At 44.5% G+C, this 22,460-nt stretch carries 24 protein-coding genes and 1 tRNA gene; 15 read left to right on the plus strand and 10 right to left on the minus strand.

The genetic code is table 11. The annotated features are described in order from the left end of the window. Nucleotides 1-207: 207 nt before the first annotated feature. Together IQ263_RS05595 and radA are read right to left on the minus strand one after the other, a co-directional pair. On the minus strand, nt 208-438 hold the full coding sequence (locus IQ263_RS05595; protein ID WP_194066550.1) for a type II toxin-antitoxin system Phd/YefM family antitoxin: 231 nt from the start codon (nt 436-438) through the stop codon (nt 208-210). 45 nt (nt 439-483) lie between these two features. Beyond that, a complete protein-coding gene (gene radA, locus IQ263_RS05600) occupies nt 484-2,040 on the minus strand; it encodes a DNA repair protein RadA (protein WP_194066551.1) in 1,557 nt (518 codons plus the stop codon). A gap of 164 nt (nt 2,041-2,204) precedes the next feature. On the opposite strand from radA, the gene rpaB reads away from it, so the two are divergent. From rpaB to IQ263_RS05625, 5 genes are all read left to right on the plus strand, one after another. Continuing rightward, nucleotides 2,205-2,936, plus strand: coding sequence for a response regulator transcription factor RpaB (gene rpaB / locus IQ263_RS05605; RefSeq protein ID WP_194009302.1), 732 nt, complete (start codon nt 2,205-2,207; stop codon nt 2,934-2,936). A 20-nt stretch (nt 2,937-2,956) separates the two neighbouring features. Beyond that, nucleotides 2,957-3,100, plus strand: a complete 144-nt coding sequence (locus IQ263_RS05610; RefSeq protein ID WP_194066588.1) for a hypothetical protein — start codon at nt 2,957-2,959, stop codon at nt 3,098-3,100. Nucleotides 3,101-3,377: 277 nt separating this feature from the next. After that, on the plus strand, nt 3,378-4,028 hold the full coding sequence (locus tag IQ263_RS05615; RefSeq protein ID WP_194066552.1) for a cofactor assembly of complex C subunit B: 651 nt from the start codon (nt 3,378-3,380) through the stop codon (nt 4,026-4,028). Between the two features lie 52 nt (nt 4,029-4,080). Then, on the plus strand, nt 4,081-4,419 hold the full coding sequence (locus IQ263_RS05620; protein ID WP_228049808.1) for a hypothetical protein: 339 nt from the start codon (nt 4,081-4,083) through the stop codon (nt 4,417-4,419). Nucleotides 4,420-4,493: 74 nt separating this feature from the next. Continuing rightward, complete coding sequence (locus IQ263_RS05625) at nt 4,494-4,805, plus strand: type II toxin-antitoxin system VapC family toxin (protein WP_339384758.1); 312 nt, start codon at nt 4,494-4,496, stop codon at nt 4,803-4,805. Nucleotides 4,806-4,895: 90 nt separating this feature from the next. Here IQ263_RS05625 and hpsJ-A read toward each other — a convergent pair whose 3' ends face one another. The 4 genes from hpsJ-A to rfbB all read right to left on the minus strand — a co-directional run bounded on the left by hpsJ-A (nt 4,896) and on the right by rfbB (nt 8,644). Next, entirely contained in the window at nt 4,896-5,573 is a 678-nt protein-coding gene (gene hpsJ-A, locus IQ263_RS05630; RefSeq protein WP_194009278.1) for an HpsJ-like protein, cyanoexosortase A-associated, read from the minus strand. Nucleotides 5,574-5,788: 215 nt separating this feature from the next. After that, nucleotides 5,789-6,457, minus strand: a complete 669-nt coding sequence (locus tag IQ263_RS05635) for a cyanoexosortase A system-associated protein (protein WP_194066553.1) — start codon at nt 6,455-6,457, stop codon at nt 5,789-5,791. Then, nucleotides 6,457-7,308, minus strand: coding sequence for a cyanoexosortase A (gene crtA / locus IQ263_RS05640; RefSeq protein ID WP_194066554.1), 852 nt, complete (start codon nt 7,306-7,308; stop codon nt 6,457-6,459). Before crtA ends, IQ263_RS05635 begins: the two co-directional genes overlap by 1 nt. 226 nt (nt 7,309-7,534) lie before the next feature. Further along, nucleotides 7,535-8,644: a dTDP-glucose 4,6-dehydratase gene (rfbB, locus tag IQ263_RS05645; RefSeq protein ID WP_194066555.1), complete on the minus strand. Its 1,110-nt coding sequence runs from the start codon at nt 8,642-8,644 to the stop codon at nt 7,535-7,537. Nucleotides 8,645-9,004: 360 nt separating this feature from the next. Here rfbB and IQ263_RS05650 point away from each other — a divergent pair, with 360 nt between their 5' ends. Next, entirely contained in the window at nt 9,005-9,496 is a 492-nt protein-coding gene (locus tag IQ263_RS05650) for a hypothetical protein (RefSeq protein WP_194066556.1), read from the plus strand. Nucleotides 9,497-9,503: 7 nt separating this feature from the next. Here the strand turns inward: IQ263_RS05650 and IQ263_RS28190 are convergent, their stop codons facing one another. After that, the gene (locus IQ263_RS28190; RefSeq protein ID WP_228049810.1) at nt 9,504-9,722 is read right to left on the minus strand and encodes a hypothetical protein; all 219 of its coding nucleotides are present in this window, start codon (nt 9,720-9,722) and stop codon (nt 9,504-9,506) included. 518 nt (nt 9,723-10,240) lie between these two features. Between IQ263_RS28190 and IQ263_RS05655 the strand changes: the two genes are divergently transcribed. The 3 genes from IQ263_RS05655 (at nt 10,241) to IQ263_RS05665 (ending at nt 13,266) form a co-directional block, all read left to right on the plus strand. Next, on the plus strand, nt 10,241-10,846 hold the full coding sequence (locus IQ263_RS05655; RefSeq protein ID WP_194066557.1) for a DUF1517 domain-containing protein: 606 nt from the start codon (nt 10,241-10,243) through the stop codon (nt 10,844-10,846). Nucleotides 10,847-11,143: 297 nt separating this feature from the next. Then, nucleotides 11,144-12,028: a hypothetical protein gene (locus tag IQ263_RS05660; RefSeq protein ID WP_194066558.1), complete on the plus strand. Its 885-nt coding sequence runs from the start codon at nt 11,144-11,146 to the stop codon at nt 12,026-12,028. Nucleotides 12,029-12,210: 182 nt separating this feature from the next. Further along, a complete protein-coding gene (locus IQ263_RS05665) occupies nt 12,211-13,266 on the plus strand; it encodes an S-layer homology domain-containing protein (RefSeq protein WP_194066559.1) in 1,056 nt (351 codons plus the stop codon). A gap of 55 nt (nt 13,267-13,321) precedes the next feature. Here the strand turns inward: IQ263_RS05665 and IQ263_RS05670 are convergent, their stop codons facing one another. After that, entirely contained in the window at nt 13,322-13,531 is a 210-nt protein-coding gene (locus tag IQ263_RS05670; RefSeq protein ID WP_194066560.1) for a hypothetical protein, read from the minus strand. A gap of 34 nt (nt 13,532-13,565) precedes the next feature. Here IQ263_RS05670 and IQ263_RS05675 point away from each other — a divergent pair, with 34 nt between their 5' ends. Continuing rightward, nucleotides 13,566-14,204, plus strand: a complete 639-nt coding sequence (locus IQ263_RS05675) for an alpha-ketoglutarate-dependent dioxygenase AlkB family protein (RefSeq protein ID WP_194009303.1) — start codon at nt 13,566-13,568, stop codon at nt 14,202-14,204. A 42-nt stretch (nt 14,205-14,246) separates the two neighbouring features. Further along, nucleotides 14,247-15,617, plus strand: a complete 1,371-nt coding sequence (locus IQ263_RS05680) for a hypothetical protein (protein WP_194066561.1) — start codon at nt 14,247-14,249, stop codon at nt 15,615-15,617. Nucleotides 15,618-15,753: 136 nt separating this feature from the next. Here IQ263_RS05680 and IQ263_RS05685 read toward each other — a convergent pair whose 3' ends face one another. Continuing rightward, nucleotides 15,754-17,376, minus strand: a complete 1,623-nt coding sequence (locus IQ263_RS05685; RefSeq protein ID WP_194066562.1) for a peptidoglycan-binding protein — start codon at nt 17,374-17,376, stop codon at nt 15,754-15,756. A 268-nt stretch (nt 17,377-17,644) separates the two neighbouring features. On the opposite strand from IQ263_RS05685, the gene alr reads away from it, so the two are divergent. The 4 genes from alr to IQ263_RS05705 all read left to right on the plus strand — a co-directional run bounded on the left by alr (nt 17,645) and on the right by IQ263_RS05705 (nt 21,380). Further along, nucleotides 17,645-18,850, plus strand: a complete 1,206-nt coding sequence (alr, locus tag IQ263_RS05690) for an alanine racemase (RefSeq protein WP_194066563.1) — start codon at nt 17,645-17,647, stop codon at nt 18,848-18,850. Between the two features lie 147 nt (nt 18,851-18,997). Further along, nucleotides 18,998-19,846 carry a mechanosensitive ion channel family protein gene (locus IQ263_RS05695; protein ID WP_194066564.1) on the plus strand — a complete coding sequence of 283 codons (849 nt, stop codon included), beginning with the start codon at nt 18,998-19,000 and terminating at the stop codon, nt 19,844-19,846. 41 nt (nt 19,847-19,887) lie between these two features. Further along, on the plus strand, nt 19,888-21,012 hold the full coding sequence (locus IQ263_RS05700) for a patatin-like phospholipase family protein (protein WP_194066565.1): 1,125 nt from the start codon (nt 19,888-19,890) through the stop codon (nt 21,010-21,012). A 279-nt stretch (nt 21,013-21,291) separates the two neighbouring features. Then, a tRNA-Ser gene (locus IQ263_RS05705) sits at nt 21,292-21,380 on the plus strand. 112 nt (nt 21,381-21,492) lie between these two features. On the opposite strand, the gene IQ263_RS05710 is transcribed toward IQ263_RS05705, so the two are convergent. Beyond that, nucleotides 21,493-22,431: a serine hydrolase gene (locus IQ263_RS05710; protein WP_194066566.1), complete on the minus strand. Its 939-nt coding sequence runs from the start codon at nt 22,429-22,431 to the stop codon at nt 21,493-21,495. Nucleotides 22,432-22,460 lie beyond the last annotated feature (29 nt).

A 22,460-nucleotide genomic window follows, 5' to 3' on the forward strand; every position in this document is an offset into this window, starting at 1 on the left:
CACTTTCTTCATAGCATAAACTTTTCCCTGCCACTCAGCATTGAAGGAAAAGTTGCGCCTAAATCCGGTTCTACCAAACCCGGCCGGAAAAGTTGTACCACTTTCTACAGTAGCAATTACTTCTGCCTCAGTTGCACCTCACTCAATCAATCGTGCTTGAGCATGGGGATGTAATCTAACGCTCACGTTGCTATTACCTCCTTAAGCTCATGACCTGTACTCCTTAAATTCTTCTAGCGGTTCGTCAAAATCATCGGACATCCAAACCATTCCTTTAGCACTTCCTGCTTGTCGATTGGGTTTAGCTTGTTTGGCAATTACTACCAATTTTACAACAGGCTGGTTATCTTTACTAATGGCAACTTCTTCACCTCTCATCGCCGCTTCGATCAATTCCAAAAACTTTTCTTTTGCCTCAAGAATGTCTACTTGATACATAATTTCTGCCTCCTTACTATCAATTTTTAACATCACCATTCTAACTCAATTCGATAAATCCTCTTCCTCCAAATCCACAGGCGGCAACTCCATATCATCAGACTGCAACTGAGCCGGAGTAGCCGGAATTGCGGCAATAATTGCATCGATTACTCTCGCCACCGGAATAATTTCCATCCCCAAATCTGGCACCGGTTGATTCTTCGGAACGATCGCCCTTTTGAACCCCAACTTAGCCGCCTCCCTCAGTCGCAATTCCAACTGCGAAACCGGCCGCACCTGTCCTCCCAAACCCACTTCCCCCAGCAAAACTGTGCGCGCATCAATTACCCGATCGCGAAAACTGGCCACAACCGCGATCGCAACTGCCAAATCCGATGCCGGTTCCTCCACCTTCAACCCGCCCACCGAAGCTACAATAGTATCTAATTTAGACAAAGGAATCCCCACTCTTTTTTCCAAAACAGCTAAAATTTGCTGCAATCTACTATTATCAACACCCGTAGTAGAGCGGCGCGGCGAACCAAAACTCGCAGGACTAACTAACGCTTGAATTTCTACTAAAATCGGTCGAGTTCCTTCGCAAGCAACCGTCGTAGAAGTACCGGGAGAAAATTCATCTTTATTACCTAAAAATAACTCCGACGGATTGTCTACTTCTCGCAAACCCTCTGCTACCATTTCAAAAACACCGATTTCGTGAGTCGCCCCAAAACGGTTTTTCATCGATCGCAAAAGCCGGTGAGAAGCAAAGCGATCGCCCTCAAAATAAAGTACAGTATCTACCAAATGTTCCAACACCCTCGGCCCCGCCAAACCTCCATCCTTAGTAACGTGACCGACAATAAATAAAGTAATATTTTCCCTCTTCGCCACCTGCATCAAAGCCGACGTACATTCCCGCACCTGAGCCACCGAACCCGGAGCCGATGTTAAACTAGCAAAATAAATAGTTTGGATGCTGTCAATCACCGCCACATTCGGTTTGAGCGATTCCAACTCCCGCAAAACTACTTCTAAATCCGTCTCAGGAAGCAAGTAGAAATTCTCCGCTGACTTGTCCTCGGAATCCGCTTTAGCTTCCCCGTTGCTGCCGGATTTATGTCCGCCGTTGCTTGACAAATCCACCGGATTAGCTACACCCAAACGCTGCGATCGCAATTTCACCTGTTGGCCAGACTCCTCCGCACTGACATAGAGTATCCGATCCTTGCGCGCCAACATATTCGCCACCTGTAAAAGCAGCGTCGATTTCCCGATACCCGGTTCCCCGCCAATCAACACCAGGGAACCCGGAACAATCCCGCCTCCCAAAACTCGATCGAGCTCCCCGTAACCAGAAGGCCAGCGAGACTGAGTTTGGTCAGCAATCTGCGATAATCTAAAAGATACTCTCGGTTGACCCTTCGACTTATCAGGAGGCGAACCGCCCACCGTCTTAGTTGTCACCCCAGTTAAACCAACCCGCGAGCCACCAGCAGTAGGTTGTTCCAACTGCTCGTCAAAAGAATCCCACTTGTGACAGCTAGGACACCTGCCAAAATATTGTGGTGAATCATACCCGCATTCCCGACAAATATATTGTATTCGAGGCTTAGCCATTGTTTATGATGATAAATAGTCACCCTAACATTTAGAAAAATCTGAGTTAAAGCAATTATAAAGCTTTCAGATCGATCGCCACCAATGATTCAATCTGTAGCTTCTATGATAGGGTACAAAAAATTAACATTATCTGAAATGTAACTTAAGGAGTGCTCGGTAAATTGGAAAACCATAAAGAAAAAATTCTGGTAGTCGATGACGAAGCCAGTATCCGGCGCATTCTGGAGACTCGCCTTTCGATGATTGGCTACGATGTCGTCACCGCGGCTGACGGCGAAGAAGCTCTCGAAACATTTCGCAACAGCGAACCAGACTTAGTGGTTTTGGACGTGATGATGCCGAAGCTAGACGGTTACGGCGTCTGTCAGGAGTTGCGTAAAGAATCAGACGTACCCATCATCATGCTAACCGCTTTGGGAGACGTAGCCGATCGCATCACCGGTTTAGAATTAGGCGCAGACGATTACGTCGTCAAACCTTTCTCTCCCAAAGAACTAGAAGCCCGCATCCGTTCGGTACTGCGGAGAGTTGACAAAAACGGCACCTCGGGAATTCCCAGCTCTGGAGTCATTCAAGTCACGAATATTAGGATTGATACCAACAAGCGCCAAGTTTACAAAGGCGACGAGCGAATTCGGCTCACAGGCATGGAATTCAGCCTGTTAGAGCTGCTAGTGAGCCGTTCTGGAGAGCCTTTTTCGCGATCGGAAATTTTGCAGGAAGTTTGGGGATACACGCCAGAACGCCACGTAGATACCCGCGTCGTGGACGTTCACATCTCCCGGCTCCGAGCCAAACTAGAAGACGACCCCAGCAATCCCGAATTAATTTTAACCGCCCGCGGCACAGGTTATCTGTTCCAGCGAATTGTTGAACCTGGAGAAGTTGGGTAAAGTTAGTTGGCATTTGGCAGTTGGCATTTGGCAGTTGGCAGTTGGCAGTTGGCAGTTGGCAGGTGTTAGGAAAGCAGGTGTTAGGAAAGCAGTTGTTAGGAAAGCAGTTGCTAGTTGTTAGGAAAGCAGTTGGCAGTTGGCAGTTGGCAGTTGGCAGTTGTTAGTTGTTAGTTGGCAGTTGGCAGTTGGCAGTTGTTAGTTGGCAGTTGTTAGTTGGCAGTTGGCAGGAAAGAAGTAGTTATTAGTCAACAGTCAACAGTCAACAGTCAACAGTCAACAGTCAACAGTCAACAGTCAACAAATAACAAATAACCAATAACAAATAACCAATAACCAATAACAAATAACCAATAACCAATAACCAATAACAAATAACCAATAACCAATAACCAATAACCAATAACCAATAACAAATAACCAATAACTAATGACTAATGACTAATGACTAAATCCGATCCAAATAAAGTTTTGCGGCAATTGCCCTTAGTTGCAGGAGGGTTAGCAGGTACGCTGCTGATGGTAAACCGCTTGCTAACAGAGCAGATTACAGACTCTCAAGCTCGATCGGACGCTTTGGGAGTAATTATCAGCGCCCTGCTGATTTTAACAGGCTTGCTGTGGCAGCAGGTGCAAGCGCGATCGCCCGATTCGGTACAGCTAATCGGCTCTGAAGGCTTCGAGTTTGCGCCGGATTTACCCGATGCCGTCAAGCTAGAATTAGCCTGGGCATCGCGTTTGCTGTTGACAAATACCGCCACAAGGGCGATCGTCATTGTGTATCGAGGAAAAGTTTTATTGCGGCGCGGCATTTTAGGCATCAATCCCGAAGTTAAACCAGGGCCAATATTGCAGCGAGCGATCGACAAAAACAAACCAATTTATTTAGTAAAGCTCGATATTTATCCCGGCAAAATTGAATTTGACTACTTACCAGAAAATACCCAAGGAGTCATCTGTCAGCCCATCGGCAGTCAAGGCGTTTTAATCTTAGGTGCCAACGCGCCCCGCAGCTACACCAAACAAGACGAAAACTGGGTAGAAGGCATTGCCGAAAAACTCGAAAACACGATCGCTCAGCACCTAATTTCTTAACTTTGTAGGGGGCGCATTCTGCACCTTCTCATAACATTTAAATCAAGCTACTATGACAACTAATTTGCTTCTCAATCTGAACCGTTTACCCAACAGCTTACCTAGTGAAGGTTCTATCCGTATTGAGCTAGTCAAAGGACTCCTAGTATTTCGCATTTCCACCAAAATACAGGAGCGAATAGAAACCTTAACAGCTCAAAAAACAGAATCAGCTCTCACTTCAGAAGAAGAAACAGAACTAAATCAATATCAAGAATTGGTTGATTATCTAAATTTGGTTAACGAAACTATAAAAAAATCTTTTTTATATCCTCTACACGGTAGTGTCAAGCGCTATGATGAGCCCTTTGAACCTGCTGCACCCTCAGAAGATTGGGAAGTGCTGCAATGATTGTACTGGATACTCATATATGGGTGTGGTGGGTTGACAAAAATGCGCGACTGACTCAAAAACACTAGGACTGGATACAACAATATCAGTCTCAAGGTTTAGGAGTTAGCATGATTTCTTGTTGGGAAGTCGCTAAATTGGTAGAGCTGGGAAGACTAACTCTGTCCCTAGCAGTTGATGAGTGGTTAGCAGCAGCTTTAGCTTATCCGGGAGTGCAGCAACTCGAACTCACAATTCCTATGATTATTCAGTCAACCAAACTCACGGGTTTTCACCGCGATCCTGCTGACCAACTTATTGTAGCAACAGCGAAAATACATGGGTGTCCGGTGCTGACGGCTGACGCGAAATTTTTGGCATATCCTGAAGAGCAGACTCTTAAATAATAGAGGTTGAAATGTGTGGATTCTGTTGCATTTATAAGTTCGTAAGGTGCGCGTCGGCGCACCTTACATCTAACTCAAAACTCAAAACTACTATCTCGCCCAATCAGTACCGCGCCAAATTGTGAAAAACAACACACTAGAAATCAGCGCACCCAGCAGCCACTTAACAGCATTTTTAAATAACCCCAAGCGCTGACTTGACTGAACCGTGGCGCTTTGTGTCTTCAACCGTTCCTTAGCCGGAGTAATTCTTGAAAGAATTTGGCTTTTTAATTCCTGCGGGTTTTGCGTATCCGCTGGTACCCCCAAACGGGTAAGTTCCCCCGCCAAATTCCTTAAATCTTCAGGAGTGCCCTTGTTCAGTCGTTCTTCCACTTGCTGCAATTGAGCTAATTGTTGATCGGCTTGAGTAGTAATTTGCTTGCTGTTTTGGTTGTTGACGTAGATAGTGCCAAAAATTCCCAAAGGCAACATCAACAGAAAAAGCAGCGCCAACAGCAAAGAAACCCAAGACAAAAGCTTTAACAAAGGGTCTTCAAAACGCCTGCGATCGTAATCTTCTCCAAAAAATATCAGCGCCATAGCCAGCAGCGGAACTGGCACCCGTTCCACTACAGCGCCAATCGTCTGCAATTCCCAGACGCGATTGCCGAAGTTTGCTGGTATCAAAACTGCGATCGTATCTAATAAAGACAAAATTAATAAACCGTAGCCAATCCAACGCAGCCTGTAAATAGAAAAACCTTGTTCGCCTTGTATGTCATTCATAAAATCCTCACTGTTGTTGTTAACAAAAAAATCTATCTCTCCGTTCAAAACGGATACAAACTACAGATTGAAGTCGTCGAATCTCCAAATTTTAGACCAAAGTTAGAGTTCCCAGATTCATCAGGTCGAGTAAATCTAAAATCTAAAACTTCCCCGAAGAGCGACTTGTGAGCCAGGGTAGCCGAAGCAAGTCGAAGAATCTAAAATCGACTTACTTAAGGTTCGGGAAATCGTGGCTGCCACCACCCATACCAAGAAACCCAAGCATTCTCTAGGGTTTTTTTGGCATCTTCTGGAGTTGTTTTATCCAAAGGCATAGACATCTGAGTCCACAAACAGCGCTTGTCTTGAATATTTCCCCTACCCAACAGCCAAAACAAAATGCGGTTCGGCTGCAAATCGCTAGTATTTCGATTGTATCTAAACTGTTGGGAAGTTACTGTAGGACTGCCGCGAGGATTGATACACGAACTCAAATACAGTCGATTTTGCTGTTGCAAAATTCCGTGAAACCCGGCAGCTTGAGTGCTGGCTAATGCTAGCTTACCAGGAGACGACTTGAGAATAGTATGTCCCTTCATCATACCTTCCACGTCCCCAATGGTATTCACCAAATAGCGCATCTCTATTTCTAGATCCTTGCTATTTTTTTGATATTGATACTTTCTGGCAGCCTTGACTTGTGAAGTATCGGTGATTTCCAGCGGCGCGCTCTTGATTATTTTCCACTCTGCTAAAGGCACCGACTCGGGAAAATTAAACTGGGTTACTAGACTATTGCCTGTTGAGGGATAGAATGTCAACTTTCCGGCCACTAATAAAACTCCTGCCAAAGTAACAGCCAAAAGAGAAATTCTAATTGGTTTCCAAGAGGTCATAGCCATTAGCAATTTTGTTTTTTATTATTTGGCGGTTCCGATTGCAAGATTGCAAACCAGCAGAATAGCCCGAAAAAGAATACAGAAATCATCGAAAAAACTACCGATCCACTACCTTCGTGCCAGTATTTAAATGCTTCTGATTGAGATAGCGATACCAGCACTGCCAGGAGAGCAATCCGCGCGGCATTCACGACAAATGCAATAAGTATTGCTACGATTGGGACTACAATTTTCTGTCCCCTAGTTGTCGGAAACATCAGCAAGAAAACTAGGGATAGTCCTAATAGTTGTAGGATAGCATTCACGCCAGAACAGCCGTGATACACTTCGACGCTGCCCTTTTCTAGGATAAGAAAAACTCCTTTCCGTATAACTTCAAATCCTAGATAGTGCAGGATGAAAGCTGAAAATTTAGCTGTTAGTAGGGCTACGTCAACAAATACTCCGATCGCGCCGGGAGGAATAATAACATAGGCAAGTATTAGCAGTTCTTGCCAATATTGTTTCAGTCCTTTTGTGCCGGAAGCTAGCAAAGCCAGACTGATTCCAGATAAGAAAGGGGCAACTCTGATAAACAAGTCGTAGCCGGATATGGAGGAAGTTTTGAGCAAAGTGAAGGCAATTAACGATGCTCCCAAAAAGCTGGCGAAAACTCCGCTTTCAAAAGTTAGGGATTCGTGTTTTTCCCAAATCAGAAATACCACGACTCCCCAAAACATTAACATTGTGCCGAAGAGGTCTGTGTCGTTTGTTCTGGCAGCCAGAGTCAGTTGCAAGGCAATCAAGCCGGAGGCTATGCCTAACAGCCAATATTTAGGTTCTTGGATTTGTTTGATCCAGTTGATTTCTATCATTGCTGCTTTTTGTTTTTTACTAAAAGCTTATAAAATGCTCGAGCAGGTAACTCTATAGAAATTATCAGCCACAAACACTGAAATTTATGCGTTTGGGATGAATGTTAACTAAATCTTCACAATAATTGACAAGAGTGAATGTTTGTGATATTAGTTTTCATCTAATTAAATCAGAAGAATTTGTAGGGTGCGGAATTCGCACCTTACCCGAATTAGCAATTACCAATTACTGATGAGCGTAAATTTTTTGGTAGTAGGTTTGATATTCCTCCGAAAGCAGGGGTTCCCACCACTCGCGATGGGCTAAGTACCATTCTACGGTCTGCCGCAGGCCTTCTTCAACTGTTACTGAGGGAGTCCAACCTAGTTCTGTTTCTATTTTGCTGGCATCAATAGCGTAACGCCGATCGTGCCCGGCTCTGTCTTTGACAAATGAGATCAGTTGTTCGCAAGGACGCGCGGGCAAATCTTCGGCTAATTCGTCCATTAGCTGGCAGAGCATCTTGACTAAATCGAGATTTTTTACTTCGTTGTTGCCGCCAACATTGTAGGTTTCTCCTGGTTGGCCGCGGTGGATAACGGCATCTAAGGCGCGGCAATGGTCGAGGACATACAGCCAATCTCGGACGTTTTGACCGTCGCCGTATACTGGCAGGGGTTTGCCGAGTAGCATATTGATGCACATTAATGGAATCAGCTTTTCGGGGAAGTGATAGGGGCCGTAATTGTTGGAACAGTTGGTGATGATTGTGGGGAGGCCGTAGGTGTGGAAATAGGCGCGGGCGAGGTGGTCGCTGCCGGCTTTGGAGGCTGAGTAGGGGCTGTTGGGGGAGTAGGCGGTGGTTTCGGTAAATGCTGGGTCGTCGGGGCCGAGACTGCCGTAAACTTCGTCGGTGGAAACGTGGAGGAAGCGCATTTGTGCTTTGAGAGACGAGTCGTCTGTTGCTTCAAAGTGCTTGCGGAAGGCTTCTAGGAGTGTGAAGGTTCCGACGACGTTGGTTTGAACGAAGGCTGCTGGCCCGATAATTGATCTGTCAACGTGGGATTCTGCGGCAAAGTGGGCGACTATGTTGATGTTTTCTTGTTTGAGCAAGCTATCGACTAGGGCTCGATCGCAAATATCCCCCTGCACAAACCGAAAATTTTCTCCTTTTTCCAAGGTTGCTAGGGTTTCTCTGTTGCCGGCGTAGGTTAAAGCGTCGAGTACGATTACCCGATCGCCCGGATAGCTGCTGCACCAGTGATGCACAAAATTCGAGCCGATAAATCCAGCCCCGCCCGTCACCAACAATCGATGAGGTTCTCGCTCAATGCGTTGATTCCCAATGTTTGTCATAAAAATAAAAGTTTTTCCAATAACTAAGTCTTTTTAAAAGTAGCCTTAAATGTAGTTTGTCATCAAGTGTTTGTCGCTCAGCGATCGAATTTTCTGTTGTCGGACTTCAGATTTTCTGATTTTGGGGCGCTGAAATATTGACTCAACACACTTAAATTTCTATCTGTGATTTTGAGCGTAACGCTTACCTAACAAGGTTTTTATTGTTTATTTTTGGTAATTTAAAATTATAGTGGCGATCGGGCGATCGCGGATATTTGCGATCGATCTGTGATTTGAGCAGATAGCGACTGTTGATCTATTTGTGAAGAGCTGTTACCATTTATTTTTTAAATATCCTTTACAATATTCCAGAGCACCATGAAGAAGTTTCAAGTGTTAGCTGGCATTGCTTCCGTCGCAGCGATCGCCAGTAGCATCGCCATAGGTGACGCTGCATCTGCATTTCCCTGTTCCTACAAAAAATCAGGGGCGACTCAATCTGGTTCTGCGACAACGCTCCTAGGTTCGGGCGGCTCCGATCGAATGAATCCGTGGAAATCCGACAAAATAGCGGCTCTGGGTTTTCTGGGTTTGTTTGGGGTTTTGGGTGGCGGTGCGGCCTACATGAGCTATCGCGCCGGCCAGCGGGCCTCTGCGGCTTGTGCTGCGATGAGCGATAATTTTGAAGTTTTTGAAGAGCCAGTTGAGCCGATCGCATATGCAAGTGTAGCTGAGACTGCAGATGCGGTTGCTGTGGTTCGCGAACACCCGGAAGCTCCAGGCGGCGAGCTAGATTTGCCGGTGGAGCAAGTTGCAGAGTTAGTTTGTGAAAGTGCGATCGAACCAGTAAAGCGCGCGATCGTCAAATAGACTGCAATCAGTAAGGATCGCGCGTGCAGACTTCAGTTTGCAGCCAAACAAACGGACGCTGACTGATATCAAATCCTCTCTTCATCGGAATAGTAAATTTACTGTTGATTGTTGACTGTTGACTGTTAACTGTTGACTGTTGACTGTTGACTGTTAACATCATGTATGAGTGCAACCGGAATTGATATGACGCACGCGCGATCCGTTCTTTGATGGTAATCGACACGATCTCAAATAGTTATCTCGCGGCGACAAAGTATTCGCTGAGGGAATCTCCCATCTTGCAAGATTGGAGGTTTTTAAACTTGCAATTTGCGAGCATTTGTGTTTGGCATTTAATAAGCTGTTGTGCAAATAAACATTGTATATTTTGATGACAATCAAAAATTGTCAAATCCTCTCCCCCTCTACCCTGATCCCCATCGGACCCTCAATCGCCATACACAATATATATGAGCAACAGCTTAATGCTGTCGGGAACTCGCGAATTTTTGAGGCGATCGCGCGCTGAATAAAAAATGCTTTTTTCCCAGCCGGATCTGGCTCTTCGATCCTGCTCTTTACAGGCTTTTTAGGATTGTCTAAGAGCGACTGTTGAAAATTAGATCGCTCAAAGCGATAATATAGGCTGCGGGGGCGATCGCCGAAAAAAATCTCGCTCTCAATCTGAAGGTAGATGACAATAGTTACAATAGGGTGATATGATAGAAAGCATTGCCCAAAAGATGACAACTATAGGTAATTATGAGTGGTTTGCGCGATCGGTTCAATCAATTTACAGGTAAAACTAGATTAGCAGTTTGTCGCGTGTTCGTTCAGCTAACAGGTGAAGAAGTTGCACCGATGTTAGGAGTTCTCAACAGCACCGCCAGAGAAGCAATTGATGCCGATGGCGATGTAACAGTTTTGGGAGAAGGCCTTGTAGAAATTTGCAATCACTTGTTACAGTATGACAACTACTGGCAAGCAGCCGCTAATGAAGGTGATGTTTTTTGGGATGAAGGCGAAGCGGGCGATTATGTGGATGAACTTTTCACTGATTCAGCCTCCCGCTATCTCAGCGAACCTCAATACAGCACATCTGCTGACGAGAAAAATTCCCCGTTGTCTTTGCCGGTAACTAGAAATGTCGTAGTGATGCTGACAGTTGCTTATGAAGGTGAAGTTCCAGCCCTAGAAACAGACCTCGCTGACATGAGCGCCCTGAAAGCTGGTTTGAAAGCATTGATTAATTTACAGTACCAGGAAAGGCTGCGAGCCGTGCAAGTTCACTTTTCTCCGGCACAATTGGGAGACGAACTTACCAACGACCAAGTTTTGGTAAATTTCCCAGAACTCATTCCCCTTTAAAAACTGGAAAAGTTGCCATCAACACAACGAACCAGTGCTTTGGTAAAAATAATTCGCTTTGACAAAAACAATGTTAGCCGACACGATTTAAAAAAAAGAAGAAAAATAAAAAGGTTCGATCGTTCGGACTTTTTACCGAGGAAAAACTACGGGCTTTGTAAAAAGCTTTTTTTTATAGGGCGATATGAGGACGCTTGCGGTTAGCTAGAAGACTCGCCGCGACATTCATCTCGCACTCTTAAAGATGGCGCAGAAATGCTTTCACGACCAACAACCAATGAGCAAATATTATTGACTATGCTGCGAAAACTGACAGTTTATTTGATGGCTGTAATTTTGTTGGTGACGACAACCGCTTGCGGCTCTCCTTCAGTCCAAGCTCCGACAAATCCTGCTGCTGGAAATCAGGAGATTAACAGGGTGCGTACTTCACCAAAGAATAACTTGAGTCAAGGGGAATATCCCGTACAGCAAGCTACCTACGACGATGGCGATGGCGAGTACAGTTTGATGTTGCTGAATACTGGCCCCGGTAATTCTTCTATTTATCGCAGTACCGATTTACAAATGGCTCGTTTGACGGAGGAAGAAATATCGGCTGGTAAGAAAAGTTATCTAAAAATTGATAACAATAATGCGAGCCTGCATTTGACAGAAGATTTTAAAATTGAGTACGTTCATAACGTTACTGAAACTGTTGCTAATCCTCAAACAGGTCAGCCGCAAACGGTGGTGGTGCGGCAGCAATCGGGCTTCTGGGCTCCGTTTGCTGGGGCCGTGGCAGGTCAGGCGATCGGCAGTTTGTTATTTACACCGCGATATTACGTGCCGCCACTCTATCAGCCTGGGGTAATTATGAACGGATATGGCGGGTACGGCAATACTTACGGCCAAGCTGTCTCGCAATATCAAACTCGCTACCAAGCCCCGCCTGCTGCTGTGAGCAACCGTCAAGTTTTAAGGACGACGGGCCGCTTGCGATCGCCCACATCGAATGCGCCAGTAAGACGGCAAGCACCGTCGAATGCCAATCGATCGACCGGTTCGGGTTACGGCGGCAGCACTTTGAAACGATCGCAGCAGCCGCGTCAAAATGAATACAAGCGCCAGCCGAGTTTTGGTAGCGGCGGGGCGTCTCGCAGGCCTAGTCGCAGTGGCTCTTCCCGCAGCAGAGGGCGCTAATTAGAAGATTGCTAAAATCAGCAACGCCCGATCGATAAAAGTGGATTCGATCGCTCTTCTGTATACCACGCCGCCGCAGTTATTGACGGTGAGAATTTGGGAATAGTTGAGCGATCGATTTGTGTATTTACCAGACCCAAAAAATATGTGATTTAATTGCTACATTGATATGTGGTGACAATATGTCTTCTTCACAACCCCCATCAGGGGAAAGAAACCCTCTAGGATTCGACGAATTGATTGCCATCTTGGTTGCTTTCGGCACGATGGGAACAATTTTCTTTTGGGCCACCAGCAAGAATCCCAATCAATTCGGCATGAGAAATTGGCAATTTCCAGCCGTTTTTTCAGCGCCTGCTGTCACACCCGGAAACTCGACAATCTTAACACCCCTGCCGAGTTCGGATGTGCGATCGCCCGCGCCTGCGCCCGCTACAAAGCTGATTCCCTCGCAACCTAATGCCGCACCGATTGCGCCGATTGTACCGATTGTACCGATTGTACCGATTGCGCCTGTTGCGCCTTTAGGGCCGATTTTACCGGCAATTCCTCCCCAGGGGGCGATCGTGGTTCCCCAAACGCCAATTGCGCGCGAGACTCCCCCTGCAATCATTACCAAACCGAAAGCCCCTAAACCAACAGTCGGGCCGGTTAAATTCTCCGATATGCCTGACAAATATTGGGCGCGTCCATTTATTGTCGCTTTGGTCGATCGCAAAATCTTTACTGATTTCACAGACAACAAGTTTCGTCCCGATGAACCAATGACGCGAGCCGAACTAGCCCGCTTAATTGAGCGAATGTCCGACAAAAAAGAGACCCGAAAACCGATTAATTTTGAAGACGTGAAAGACAAGAACCCTGCCGCTAGCGCGATCGATGGCAGCGTACAAAAAGGATTTCTTAAAGGATATCCAAACAATGAGTTCCGTCCCACAAAAGAGGTTCCCCGTGTCGAAGTCATAGTAGCATTAGCTAGCGGTTTAAACCTGAAAAAAGAAGGGAATCCCACCAAGATTTTACAAGTTTATACAGACAGACAAAAAGTGCCGAAATGGGCAGTTGACAAAGTAGCAGCAGCAACAAAAGCTGGCATTGTTGTCAACCACCCCAAGCCCACACTTTTGCAGCCCAACAAAACAGCAACTCGCGCGGAAGTAGCAGCCATGATTTACCAATCTATGGCAAAAAAAGGTAAAGTACCTGCTAAACCTTCTAAGTATGTTGTGCCGCTTTAATTAGAGGAATGAAGCCCTTCTTTTTTCTATGAGTCTGACTTGGGCTTGCGGGTAGTCAGAAACCGGGTTTTTTGCGACAATACTTCGTTATAGCTGACAGAATCAGCCAAAAACCCGGTTTCTTGGTTTTGCGGGCCGTCAGAAACCAGGTTTTTTGCGACAATACTTCGTCATAGCTGACAGAATCAGCCAAAAACTCGGTTTCTTGGGTTTGCGGGCAGTTGAGATCGATGTTAAAATCACAGCAATCATGCCAAATCATCATTCCACACTCATTGATTCGATTTGAGGCAATTATTATGTATCATCAGATAAGACTTGGGGATAATCAGCTAGATAGCAGCGATCTTCAAGAAACAGTAGTTATTGATACTGATGGAGAAGTGATCTTATATCCCAATTTTTTTAGAATCGAAGAAAGCGATCGTCTTTTTTCAGATTTATATTCTAGTATTAACTGGAAACAGGATATTATTCATTTTTATGGAAAAAAGATACCTTTACCCAGACTTACAGGTTGGTATGGAGATGAAGGCAAATCCTATACATATTCCGGCATCGAACAGCATCCTGATCCTTGGACTCCCACACTCAAATTAATTAAATCAAAGGCTGAAGAGATATCAGAAGTTACTTTTAATAGCGTGCTTCTCAATCTATACCGTCACGGTAAAGATTGCGTTTCCTGGCATAGCGATGACGAGCCAGAATTAGGTGAAAATCCTATTATAGCCTCAATTAGCTTTGGGGGAACTCGCCGATTTTCCTTAAAACATAAAACATCAGAAAACTACAAAATTAATCTGGATTTGCCCAATGGTAGTTTACTATTGATGAAAGGTGAAACCCAGCACTTTTGGAAACATCAGATAGCTAAAACTGCTAAATTTGTGGAACCCCGAATAAATCTAACTTTTAGGGTTATAAAAGCCGTTTAAAATCAATCTCATTAACACTATAAAATCACCGCTAATCAAATTATGAAAAATTTACTTTTACTAGGGACATTAAGTTTTAGTATTGCTTTTGGGTTGGGTCTAGTAGTAGAAAAAGATGTTACTAAAAGCACGATTATAGGCGGTATAGCAACAATTAGCACCATTAGTAGTGCGTTCGTTTTAACCAAGAAATCTGAACGAGAACTTAAAAACACCCACAGCCATACCGAAAACTTAAAAAGTGTTGAAAATCAGATTTTAAGTCTGAAAAATCAAAGGAGAGAACTTGTACAAGCAATTGGTAGCAAAACTCAATCAAAAATAACGATTGAAGCAGAATATAAGTCGATTGTTGTAGAAGTTGATCGGCTTAAAGAAGAGATTAAATCTCTAAATGCACAGCGAGAAAATTTGCAAAATGTAATTATTAATCGTGAAACTCAAAAGACACAAATTACACAAAAAATTAGTGTTCAAACTAAACTAAAAAGACCAATTAAAAAGACAAAAGGCACAACATTGTACAATTGCATTTTAGAGGGATTAGAAAAATCTCTAGATTTTTATAACAAAAACAATCACGGCACATTTGAAAGCTATTTGCAATCATTACAAAAACCCGCAGAACAATTGTGGTCTTCTTATAGATCAAATCAGGTTAAAGTAAGCTATTCTGAACCGTCGATTCAAGCAGTTTATTTAATTCGCTATTATCCCCATTATGTTTACGTGAATTTCCAAGTTTTAGAAATTATACACAGTCAAAATTTATTTCAAAATTTCATAAATGAAACACTAGAAGTATGCTTGTTTGGTGCAGGCCCATGTCCAGAAATTGTTGGTTTAAGTAAATTTTTATCAGATAAGTATCAAAACATTAAAAAATTAACTGTTAATGTATATGATATTGCTTCTGACGAATGGACTTTAAGTAGAAATATTACCCAAAAATTTGTGATACCGAAATATTGGTCAGGAGATTTACAACTAAATAGTAATTACCTAAATTTATGCGAATTTAATTCTCTTCACTCAATCAAGGGAACAATTAAAAAAAGCCAAATCTTCATTTTTCAAAATTGTCTGAATGAAATTTATAATATATCTACAGTTCAAACGAATCTCAATTTCTTGCTGAATGAAATACCTTTGGGTAGTGTAATAATAATTATTGACTTGAATTATCGACAAAATGTAAGCATCATCGAGCAATTGAAACAACAAGTAAGTAATAGAGATGATTTTGAAATTTATGCCCCTGCACTTGAAGACATAAAAATTCAACCTTGCCCTAATCTTCCACAAATTATTAAACAAAATCTGTTAACTGGAAAAGGTAAGTTAGTACCTCGTAGTAAAGACATCGACTGTGTTTTTATAAGTTTGCACAAAATCAGTCTAAAAAGTTTGTAATTAAATTAAATCCTTTTGCAAAGGCATCGCCACATTTGCTACAGCCTTAATTCCGATGACTTGCATTCCCTACTACAAACAGGTTCGTAGTGAGGAATGCAAGTCCTTATTTCTGAGATTTAAATCGCCTATCGCTCTAATCTTGAAACACCATAATGCTGCCCGAATAGCAAGCTACCCAAACCTGATGAGTTTCCGGATCGTAAGTAATTCCGATCGGACTTGAATTAACATTTACTGTTTGCAAAACTTTCATGTCGCTCGTTCTAACTTTGCTAACAGTATTCGAGAAATAGTTAACCACGTAAATCAGTTGACCGTCATCCGAAATCGCCATGCTGCGAGGTGCATTTCCAGTCCTCACTTTTTGAGCCACTTCACCCGTTTTTAGGTCAATCTTTGCCACATTTCCTTCACCGTTTAACGTGGCATAAAGATAATTTCCCTTCGGATCTATTGTCAGATGACGCGGCGCATTGCCAATATTTCTCAGCCATTCTACCGAAAAATTTATCAAATTTACTTTCGCAATATCCGAAGAACCCATGACGGCTATATAGGCATTCTTTGAGTCAGGACTTACCGCAATTCCCCGAGGATATGCACCTAGTTTTACCCGCTCGATTTCGAGATTTTTATTTATATCAACTACGCTCAAATCCCAACTGCACCAATTGCTGGCGAGGGCGAAGCGATTGTCTGGTGAAACAGCATTGAATTTGGGAACAGCACCCACAGGAATTACGTTTTCTATTTTTAACGTTTTGGTATTGATGCGGTAGAGGAAACTTTGGTCGTGTTTGGCCGATGGAGTACATCTATCACTCCCCGGATTGTCGAACCCTTTACCGTACATCTGGTAGTTGGATACGTAGGCATATTTGCCGTCTGTTGAAAAAGCAGCTTCTACGGGAGCACCTCGATAATTACCTTTGAATTTAGCAAATCCGAACTTGGACAAGTTTATTGTATCGGGAATAGTCTTGACTAATTTAAAGTTCCTGTCGTAAACTGTGATTGTGTGGCTGTACATCATGTTTTGAGCAAAAAACAATCCCGACCCTGAATAAACTATTGATTTCGGCGATATTTTGCCGTAAATAGTTTTTTTCAATGTCATGTTGCGGGTAATCTTTTCTGGATGTTTTACCTGCTTTTCGGGTTGAAATTCAGGTGTTTCTGCTTCGGATTGTGGCGCGGGAGTTTCTGTTTTAAATGGTGGTAAAAATGGTTCTTGAAAAAAAGGTTTTTTCGGCTGGATTTTAGTTGTATCTTCGAGTTTGTTGGTGTTTTCTGTGGTGCTAGGCGATGGGGAATATTGATTTTCTTGGGGATAGCTACGCCGATCGTACTTTGACTGCGTTTCGTCAGCGGGTTGATTGTCAGCTAGAGCGCTTTCCGGTTTAACGTTAAGTGCTGACAAGGTTTGAGGGCCGACAATTCCGTCAATTTCCAGGTTGTTGTCTGCTTGGAACTTTTTCACAGCAGCTTGGGTTATGGAGCCGTAAAATCCTGTGGGTTTCTGGCTAAAATATCCTGCGTCTTGTAGTGTTTTCTGGAGTTCGGCAACTTCGGGGCCTGAATCGCCTTTTTTGATGGCCAGGGTGGGGTTGACTATATTTAAAATTGTGAGAGCGATCGTAAAGAAAAGTAAAGGAGGAAAGGCTAAATTTAGGTGTTTTGTCGAGTTGGGCGATCGAGTTTGAGGCGCAGGCGTTTCCCAAGTTTCAGCTAAATGCAGGTAAGCTAATCCGTCCATAGTTTTTACCAGGTATTTTGGATGCTATAGCAATCCTAAATGATTTATGGTACTACTCGCGATCGGGTTCTGCCTGGGAACCAGTTATAAATTAGTCCTAGACGCGCGAGTGGTGAGAAACCGGGTTGTATTGCGAAAATACTGCATCTAGACCTTTAATCTCGATTTAAACCCGGTTTCTGTGGTATTAATGCGTAATTCCTGATAATTAAACCTAGGATAAAATCTCCGAGCAGTGTTTAATTGTGTAAGCAAGATAGGAGCGACAATGTTGAGCGAGGAAGAAAAAACAGCAGAATCGGCGCTAACAAAAAACCGCCAGACGGTGCTGTGGAAAGGTGATGGCGGACTTTGCCAGCGGGCTTGGGTAGAAATTGATTTGGCAGCTTTAACTCACAATGTAAAACAGCTTAAAAATCTGTTATCTCCCCAAACTGAATTGATGGCAGTTGTGAAGGCGGATGCTTACGGGCACGGTGCTGTTGCAGTCAGTCAAACAGTATTGCAAGCTGGTGCTAGTTGGCTTGGTGTGGCGACGATTCCCGAAGGCATAGAATTGCGAGAAGCTGGGATAGAAGCGCCGATTTTGCTGTTGGGGGCAACTCATACAGCGGCGCAGGTAAGGGCGATCGCCCAATGGCACTTGCAGCCCACTATTTGTACTGCCAAACAAGCCCTAATTTTTTCCGAAGTTCTCGCTACTCTCGATCGCTCTTTGCCCGTTCACGCTAAGTTAGATACGGGAATGTCTCGCTTGGGTACGCCCGCGTCGGAAGCAACAGAATTTGTGCAATTAGTCAAGCGGTTGCCCAATTTAAAATTAGCTAGCATTTACTCTCACTTGGCGACAGCCGACAGTCCCGATCCCGCTGTTATGACTGTTCAGCACGATCGGTTCAAACGGGCGATCGAGCAAATTCAAACAGCAGGAATTAACCCCCCCCGCCTGCACTTGGCAAACTCGGCGGCGGCCCTGGCAAACCCCGATTTACACTACGATTTAGTGCGAGTCGGTTTGGCTACCTACGGTATTTATCCAGCTCCTCACTTGCAGTCGATCGCTTCTTTGCAGCCGGCAATGCAGGTAAAAGCCCGGATTACTCAAGTGAAAACAATTGCAGCAGGCACCGGTGTCAGTTATGGCTATCAATTTATCGCCTCGCAGCAGACACAGATTGCCGTAGTTGGCATCGGCTATGCAGATGGGATTCCGCGCAATCTTTCTAATAAAATTCAGGTTTTAGTCAGGGGCAAATTTGTGCCGCAAATCGGAGCAGTGACGATGGATCAATTAATGCTGGATGTCTCGGCAATTCCCGATTTAGAAGTCGGCGAAGTGGTGACGCTGTTGGGCAAAGATGGGGAAAATGAAATTACTGCAGACGGTTGGGCAGAAATTTTAGGAACTATTTCCTGGGAAATTCTCTGCGGTTTTAAACACCGATTGCCCCGCGTAGCAGTGATTAGTCAGTAGTCAGTAGTCAGTAGTTATTGGTTGTTTGTTATTGGGCTGGAATACCCAATCCCTCCGCTTCGCGCTCGCCCAATCCCTCCGCTTCGCTCCGCCCAATCCCTCCGCTTCGCTCAATTACCAATTACTAATTCCCAATTACCAATTAACATGACAGTTATTCAGACGTTTTTACCAATAGCCCAAACCTTGTATTCCCAGCTAAATGCAGAAAGAACACAAGCCTTGGAAGTAGCCCAAGAATTCTCGAAAAAGTTCGTAGAATTGGGGTTTAAAGTTGTACCTCAAGTGCTGTGGGCGATCGGCATTTTGTTAATTACGCGATTTGCGATCGATGTGGCGGGGCGCGTGACTCGCCGAACTCTGAGTCGCACCGAGCCCACGCTGCGGAAATTCTTAGTTCAAGCTGCAGAAATTACGATTTTGATTGTCGGAGTAGTCGCAGCTTTGAGTCAGTTGGGAATTCAAACTACCAGTGTGGTGGCGGTGGTTGGTGCGGCGGGTTTGGCGATTGGCTTGGCGTGGCAAAATACTTTGTCGCACTTTGCTGCTGGGGTAATGTTGATTAGTTTGCGGCCTTTTGAAGTGGGAGATGCAATCGAAGCTACTGATGTGAAGGGAGTTGTCGATAGCATCGGGATTTTTTCAACTACTGTTGTGACGGACGATCGCATAAAAATTATTGTCCCTAACAACCAGCTATTTAACGGTACACTGAAAAATACCACGGCAATGGGAACGAGGCGAGTAGACTTAAAAATTGATATTGGCGATCGGCCGATCCGTCCAATGATGGCTGAGTTATTAGAAATTGCCCACTCTCACCCCCTAGTGTTGGAAAATCCGCCCCCGACTTGTTTAGTAGCCGAGATTACTCCAGATACAACTATTTTATCTCTCCGGCCTTGGTGCGCGTCGGTGGCCTACGAACAAGTGCGATCGCAAGTTCAAGAACACGTCAAAGAAGCAATGAATGCCCACAAAAATCAAGCACAATAGATATCAATCCAAAATCTAAAATCCCAAATCCAAAATCTAAAATGAGCAACTGGTATCCGCAGCAAATTTTGCAAGAACCCGGTGTCAGGATGTCCGCCACCGAAAGACAAACAATTCTCAGCAAATTTCCGCCTCCCGACGAAAACAATCAAATTTATGCCGACGCAATTTTTGAAGGCGGAGGCGTGCGTGGAGTTGCGTTTTTAGGGGCGCTCAGATGCTGCAGCGATTTGGGCATCCGCTGGCGAAAATTGGCAGGCACTTCTGCCGGTGCAATTACGGCTGCAGTATTGGCAACAGACTTGTCAATTGATGACTTAGAAGAACTGTTGGGACAGCTAGATTACAACATATTTTTAACTCAAAAAAATAGTCCTCTAATATTAAATGGCGACCCCGCAGACGACCTGCAATCTCCAGCTTGGACGCTACTTTTCCTAACAATTAGCCGCCAGATGGGTGAATATTCTTCGCAGCCTTTCCGGCAGTGGTTGGAAGCAACACTTGCTAAAGGTCACTTGCACACTTTTGCTGATGTCAAACAACTGGTAAAAGACCGGGAATTAAAAGTAGTAATATCTAACCTCAGTCGCGGTGAAATGTTGGTAATTCCCGATGATTTAAACCGACGGGAATCGGCGGATTCCGACGCTTTGTACGAGGAGTTGCAGCTCAAAAGCGCTGAAGATTTTAGCGTTGCTGAAGCGGTGCGGCTGTCGATGAGTATTCCCCTATTTTTTGAGCCGGGAAAACTCGGAAACGACTTAATTGTCGATGGGGGAATTCTGAGCAATTTTCCGCTGTGGATTTATGACACGCAATCGGGTTCGACTCCGGTTGCACCGCGCTGGTTTACCTTTGGGTTTCGGTTGGTTGATACTGGCCTGGAAAATCAAATTAAGATTAAAAATCCGGTGTCGATGCTGTCGGCGATGTTCACAACGATGATGAAAGCAAGAGACCGCTATCACCAGCGGGAGATGGATAAAGGTAGGGTGATTAATATTGATGTGACTGAAGCTCAGGTGACGACGACGGATTTTCAACTTGATGCCGATCGCAAGGCTAATCTGTACCGGTTGGGCTATTTGTATACTAAGAGGTTCTTTTTGAGTTCCAATTTTAGTTGGGAAAAGCACTTGAAGGCTAGGGGCTTTGGCGAGTAGGCATTGGGAATGGGCCCGCGCAGGGCATTGGGCATCGGCCCGCGCAGGGCATTGGCCCGCGCAGGGCATTGGGCATCGGGGATTGGGAATAGTTGATTTTTCTTTCTTCTTCCTTATGACTTCAATATTTGAGTCAAGCTCAATAATTCATCTGTGTATCCGTGTCAAAATCCCTGTTGTACCCTTCTTCCTTCGAGACAGAGTAAGGGATTGAGGAATCTTTAAATTAGGGGTTGGCAAAAAGAAGATGTGTGTGCTATAGTTAGTTACCGTCATCTTGGAGAGGTGGCTGAGTGGTCGAAAGCGGCAGATTGCTAATCTGTTAAGGGTGTTAACATCCTTCGAGGGTTCAAATCCCTCCCTCTCCGTTCTAGAACTTGTAAGAAAAAATTATTGTTAATCAAATTTTTGGACGGGCTTTGAGCATCGTCCAAATTATTTTTGCAATTCAAGTCTAGTCGCAATAATCAGCTACTAAATCTAATTAAGTGCCTTCATCGCTTCGACAAATTGCCGCGATATAAATGGCAAAATTTCTTCATTCTTGCTATTCTCTTTACCCTCGGTAAATACAACTAACAAATACGGCCGCAAACCGGGTATTTCAATATAAGCAGCATCGTGGCGAACTTGACTTGTCAGCCCTGCTTTTGACCACAATTTTGCATCTTCTGGCAATCCGCCGCCTAAAAAACCTGTAACTTGATTTTCGGGATCTGCCTCTAATTCTGCTGGTGCTAAACTGCGTTTCATTAAGCCCATCATTGCTTGCGATGCTTTGGCAGAAACAGCTACGCCGCCTATTATACTGTGCAGCAAACGCGCCGCTGCATTGGTGGTCAGCATATTTCTATTTTCCATTAATTCTCCCAGAAATGCTCGCTCGCGACCGTAGGGCCCATCGCACCAGGTTTTTTGATTGGCGTTAATATTTTGTAATTCCGGCCAATCTAATGATTGAAAGTAACGGTTGACGATGTTTCGCTGCTGTTTCCAAGTTTCAAAGGGGCTTGGTGATAATTCTGGGCCGCTGGTGGTGCCGGTGAGCGCGTCTACTACTAAACCGGTGGCGTCGTTGCTGGAATCAACTATCATATCTCGGACGGCGCGTTCTAATTCTGGCGATGTTTGAATCATGCCTTTTTGGGCCCATTCCCAGATGGCAACGAGGTAGAATAATTTGATGATGCTGGCGGGATAAATTCGTTCGGATGCTCGGTTGCTAAAACCTCGCGGTTGATATTTCCAAAATTCTGGTGCGCTGAGGGCGCCGCCCGTGTTGACTCGCACTGGCGGATCGTAGACTATCCAGGTAATGGCTGTGCGATCGCCCGTCAATCCTGTAAATTCTGACAATGCAGAGTCTATAATGCTACTGCCGAGGGTTTCTAATTGTTCGTCTTTGTGGAAAAATGTCATGGTTTATGGCGGACGGTTAACGGTTAACG

The organism is Tychonema sp. LEGE 06208 (genome assembly GCF_015207505.1).
GTDB lineage: Bacteria > Cyanobacteriota > Cyanobacteriia > Cyanobacteriales > Microcoleaceae > Microcoleus.

Coding starts and splice junctions, on each gene's coding strand:
- IQ263_RS05595 (WP_194066550.1), bottom strand. CDS start 438: ATGTATCAAGTAGACATTCTTGAGGCAAAAGAAAAGTTTTTGGAATTG.
- radA (WP_194066551.1), bottom strand. CDS start 2,040: ATGGCTAAGCCTCGAATACAATATATTTGTCGGGAATGCGGGTATGAT.
- IQ263_RS05615 (WP_194066552.1), top strand. CDS start 3,378: ATGACTAAATCCGATCCAAATAAAGTTTTGCGGCAATTGCCCTTAGTT.
- IQ263_RS05620 (WP_228049808.1), top strand. CDS start 4,081: ATGACAACTAATTTGCTTCTCAATCTGAACCGTTTACCCAACAGCTTA.
- hpsJ-A (WP_194009278.1), bottom strand. CDS start 5,573: ATGAATGACATACAAGGCGAACAAGGTTTTTCTATTTACAGGCTGCGT.
- IQ263_RS05635 (WP_194066553.1), bottom strand. CDS start 6,457: ATGGCTATGACCTCTTGGAAACCAATTAGAATTTCTCTTTTGGCTGTT.
- crtA (WP_194066554.1), bottom strand. CDS start 7,308: ATGATAGAAATCAACTGGATCAAACAAATCCAAGAACCTAAATATTGG.
- rfbB (WP_194066555.1), bottom strand. CDS start 8,644: ATGACAAACATTGGGAATCAACGCATTGAGCGAGAACCTCATCGATTG.
- IQ263_RS05650 (WP_194066556.1), top strand. CDS start 9,005: ATGAAGAAGTTTCAAGTGTTAGCTGGCATTGCTTCCGTCGCAGCGATC.
- IQ263_RS05655 (WP_194066557.1), top strand. CDS start 10,241: ATGAGTGGTTTGCGCGATCGGTTCAATCAATTTACAGGTAAAACTAGA.
- IQ263_RS05660 (WP_194066558.1), top strand. CDS start 11,144: ATGCTGCGAAAACTGACAGTTTATTTGATGGCTGTAATTTTGTTGGTG.
- IQ263_RS05665 (WP_194066559.1), top strand. CDS start 12,211: ATGTCTTCTTCACAACCCCCATCAGGGGAAAGAAACCCTCTAGGATTC.
- IQ263_RS05670 (WP_194066560.1), bottom strand. CDS start 13,531: ATGATGATTTGGCATGATTGCTGTGATTTTAACATCGATCTCAACTGC.
- IQ263_RS05675 (WP_194009303.1), top strand. CDS start 13,566: ATGTATCATCAGATAAGACTTGGGGATAATCAGCTAGATAGCAGCGAT.
- IQ263_RS05680 (WP_194066561.1), top strand. CDS start 14,247: ATGAAAAATTTACTTTTACTAGGGACATTAAGTTTTAGTATTGCTTTT.
- IQ263_RS05685 (WP_194066562.1), bottom strand. CDS start 17,376: ATGGACGGATTAGCTTACCTGCATTTAGCTGAAACTTGGGAAACGCCT.
- alr (WP_194066563.1), top strand. CDS start 17,645: ATGTTGAGCGAGGAAGAAAAAACAGCAGAATCGGCGCTAACAAAAAAC.
- IQ263_RS05695 (WP_194066564.1), top strand. CDS start 18,998: ATGACAGTTATTCAGACGTTTTTACCAATAGCCCAAACCTTGTATTCC.
- IQ263_RS05700 (WP_194066565.1), top strand. CDS start 19,888: ATGAGCAACTGGTATCCGCAGCAAATTTTGCAAGAACCCGGTGTCAGG.
- IQ263_RS05710 (WP_194066566.1), bottom strand. CDS start 22,431: ATGACATTTTTCCACAAAGACGAACAATTAGAAACCCTCGGCAGTAGC.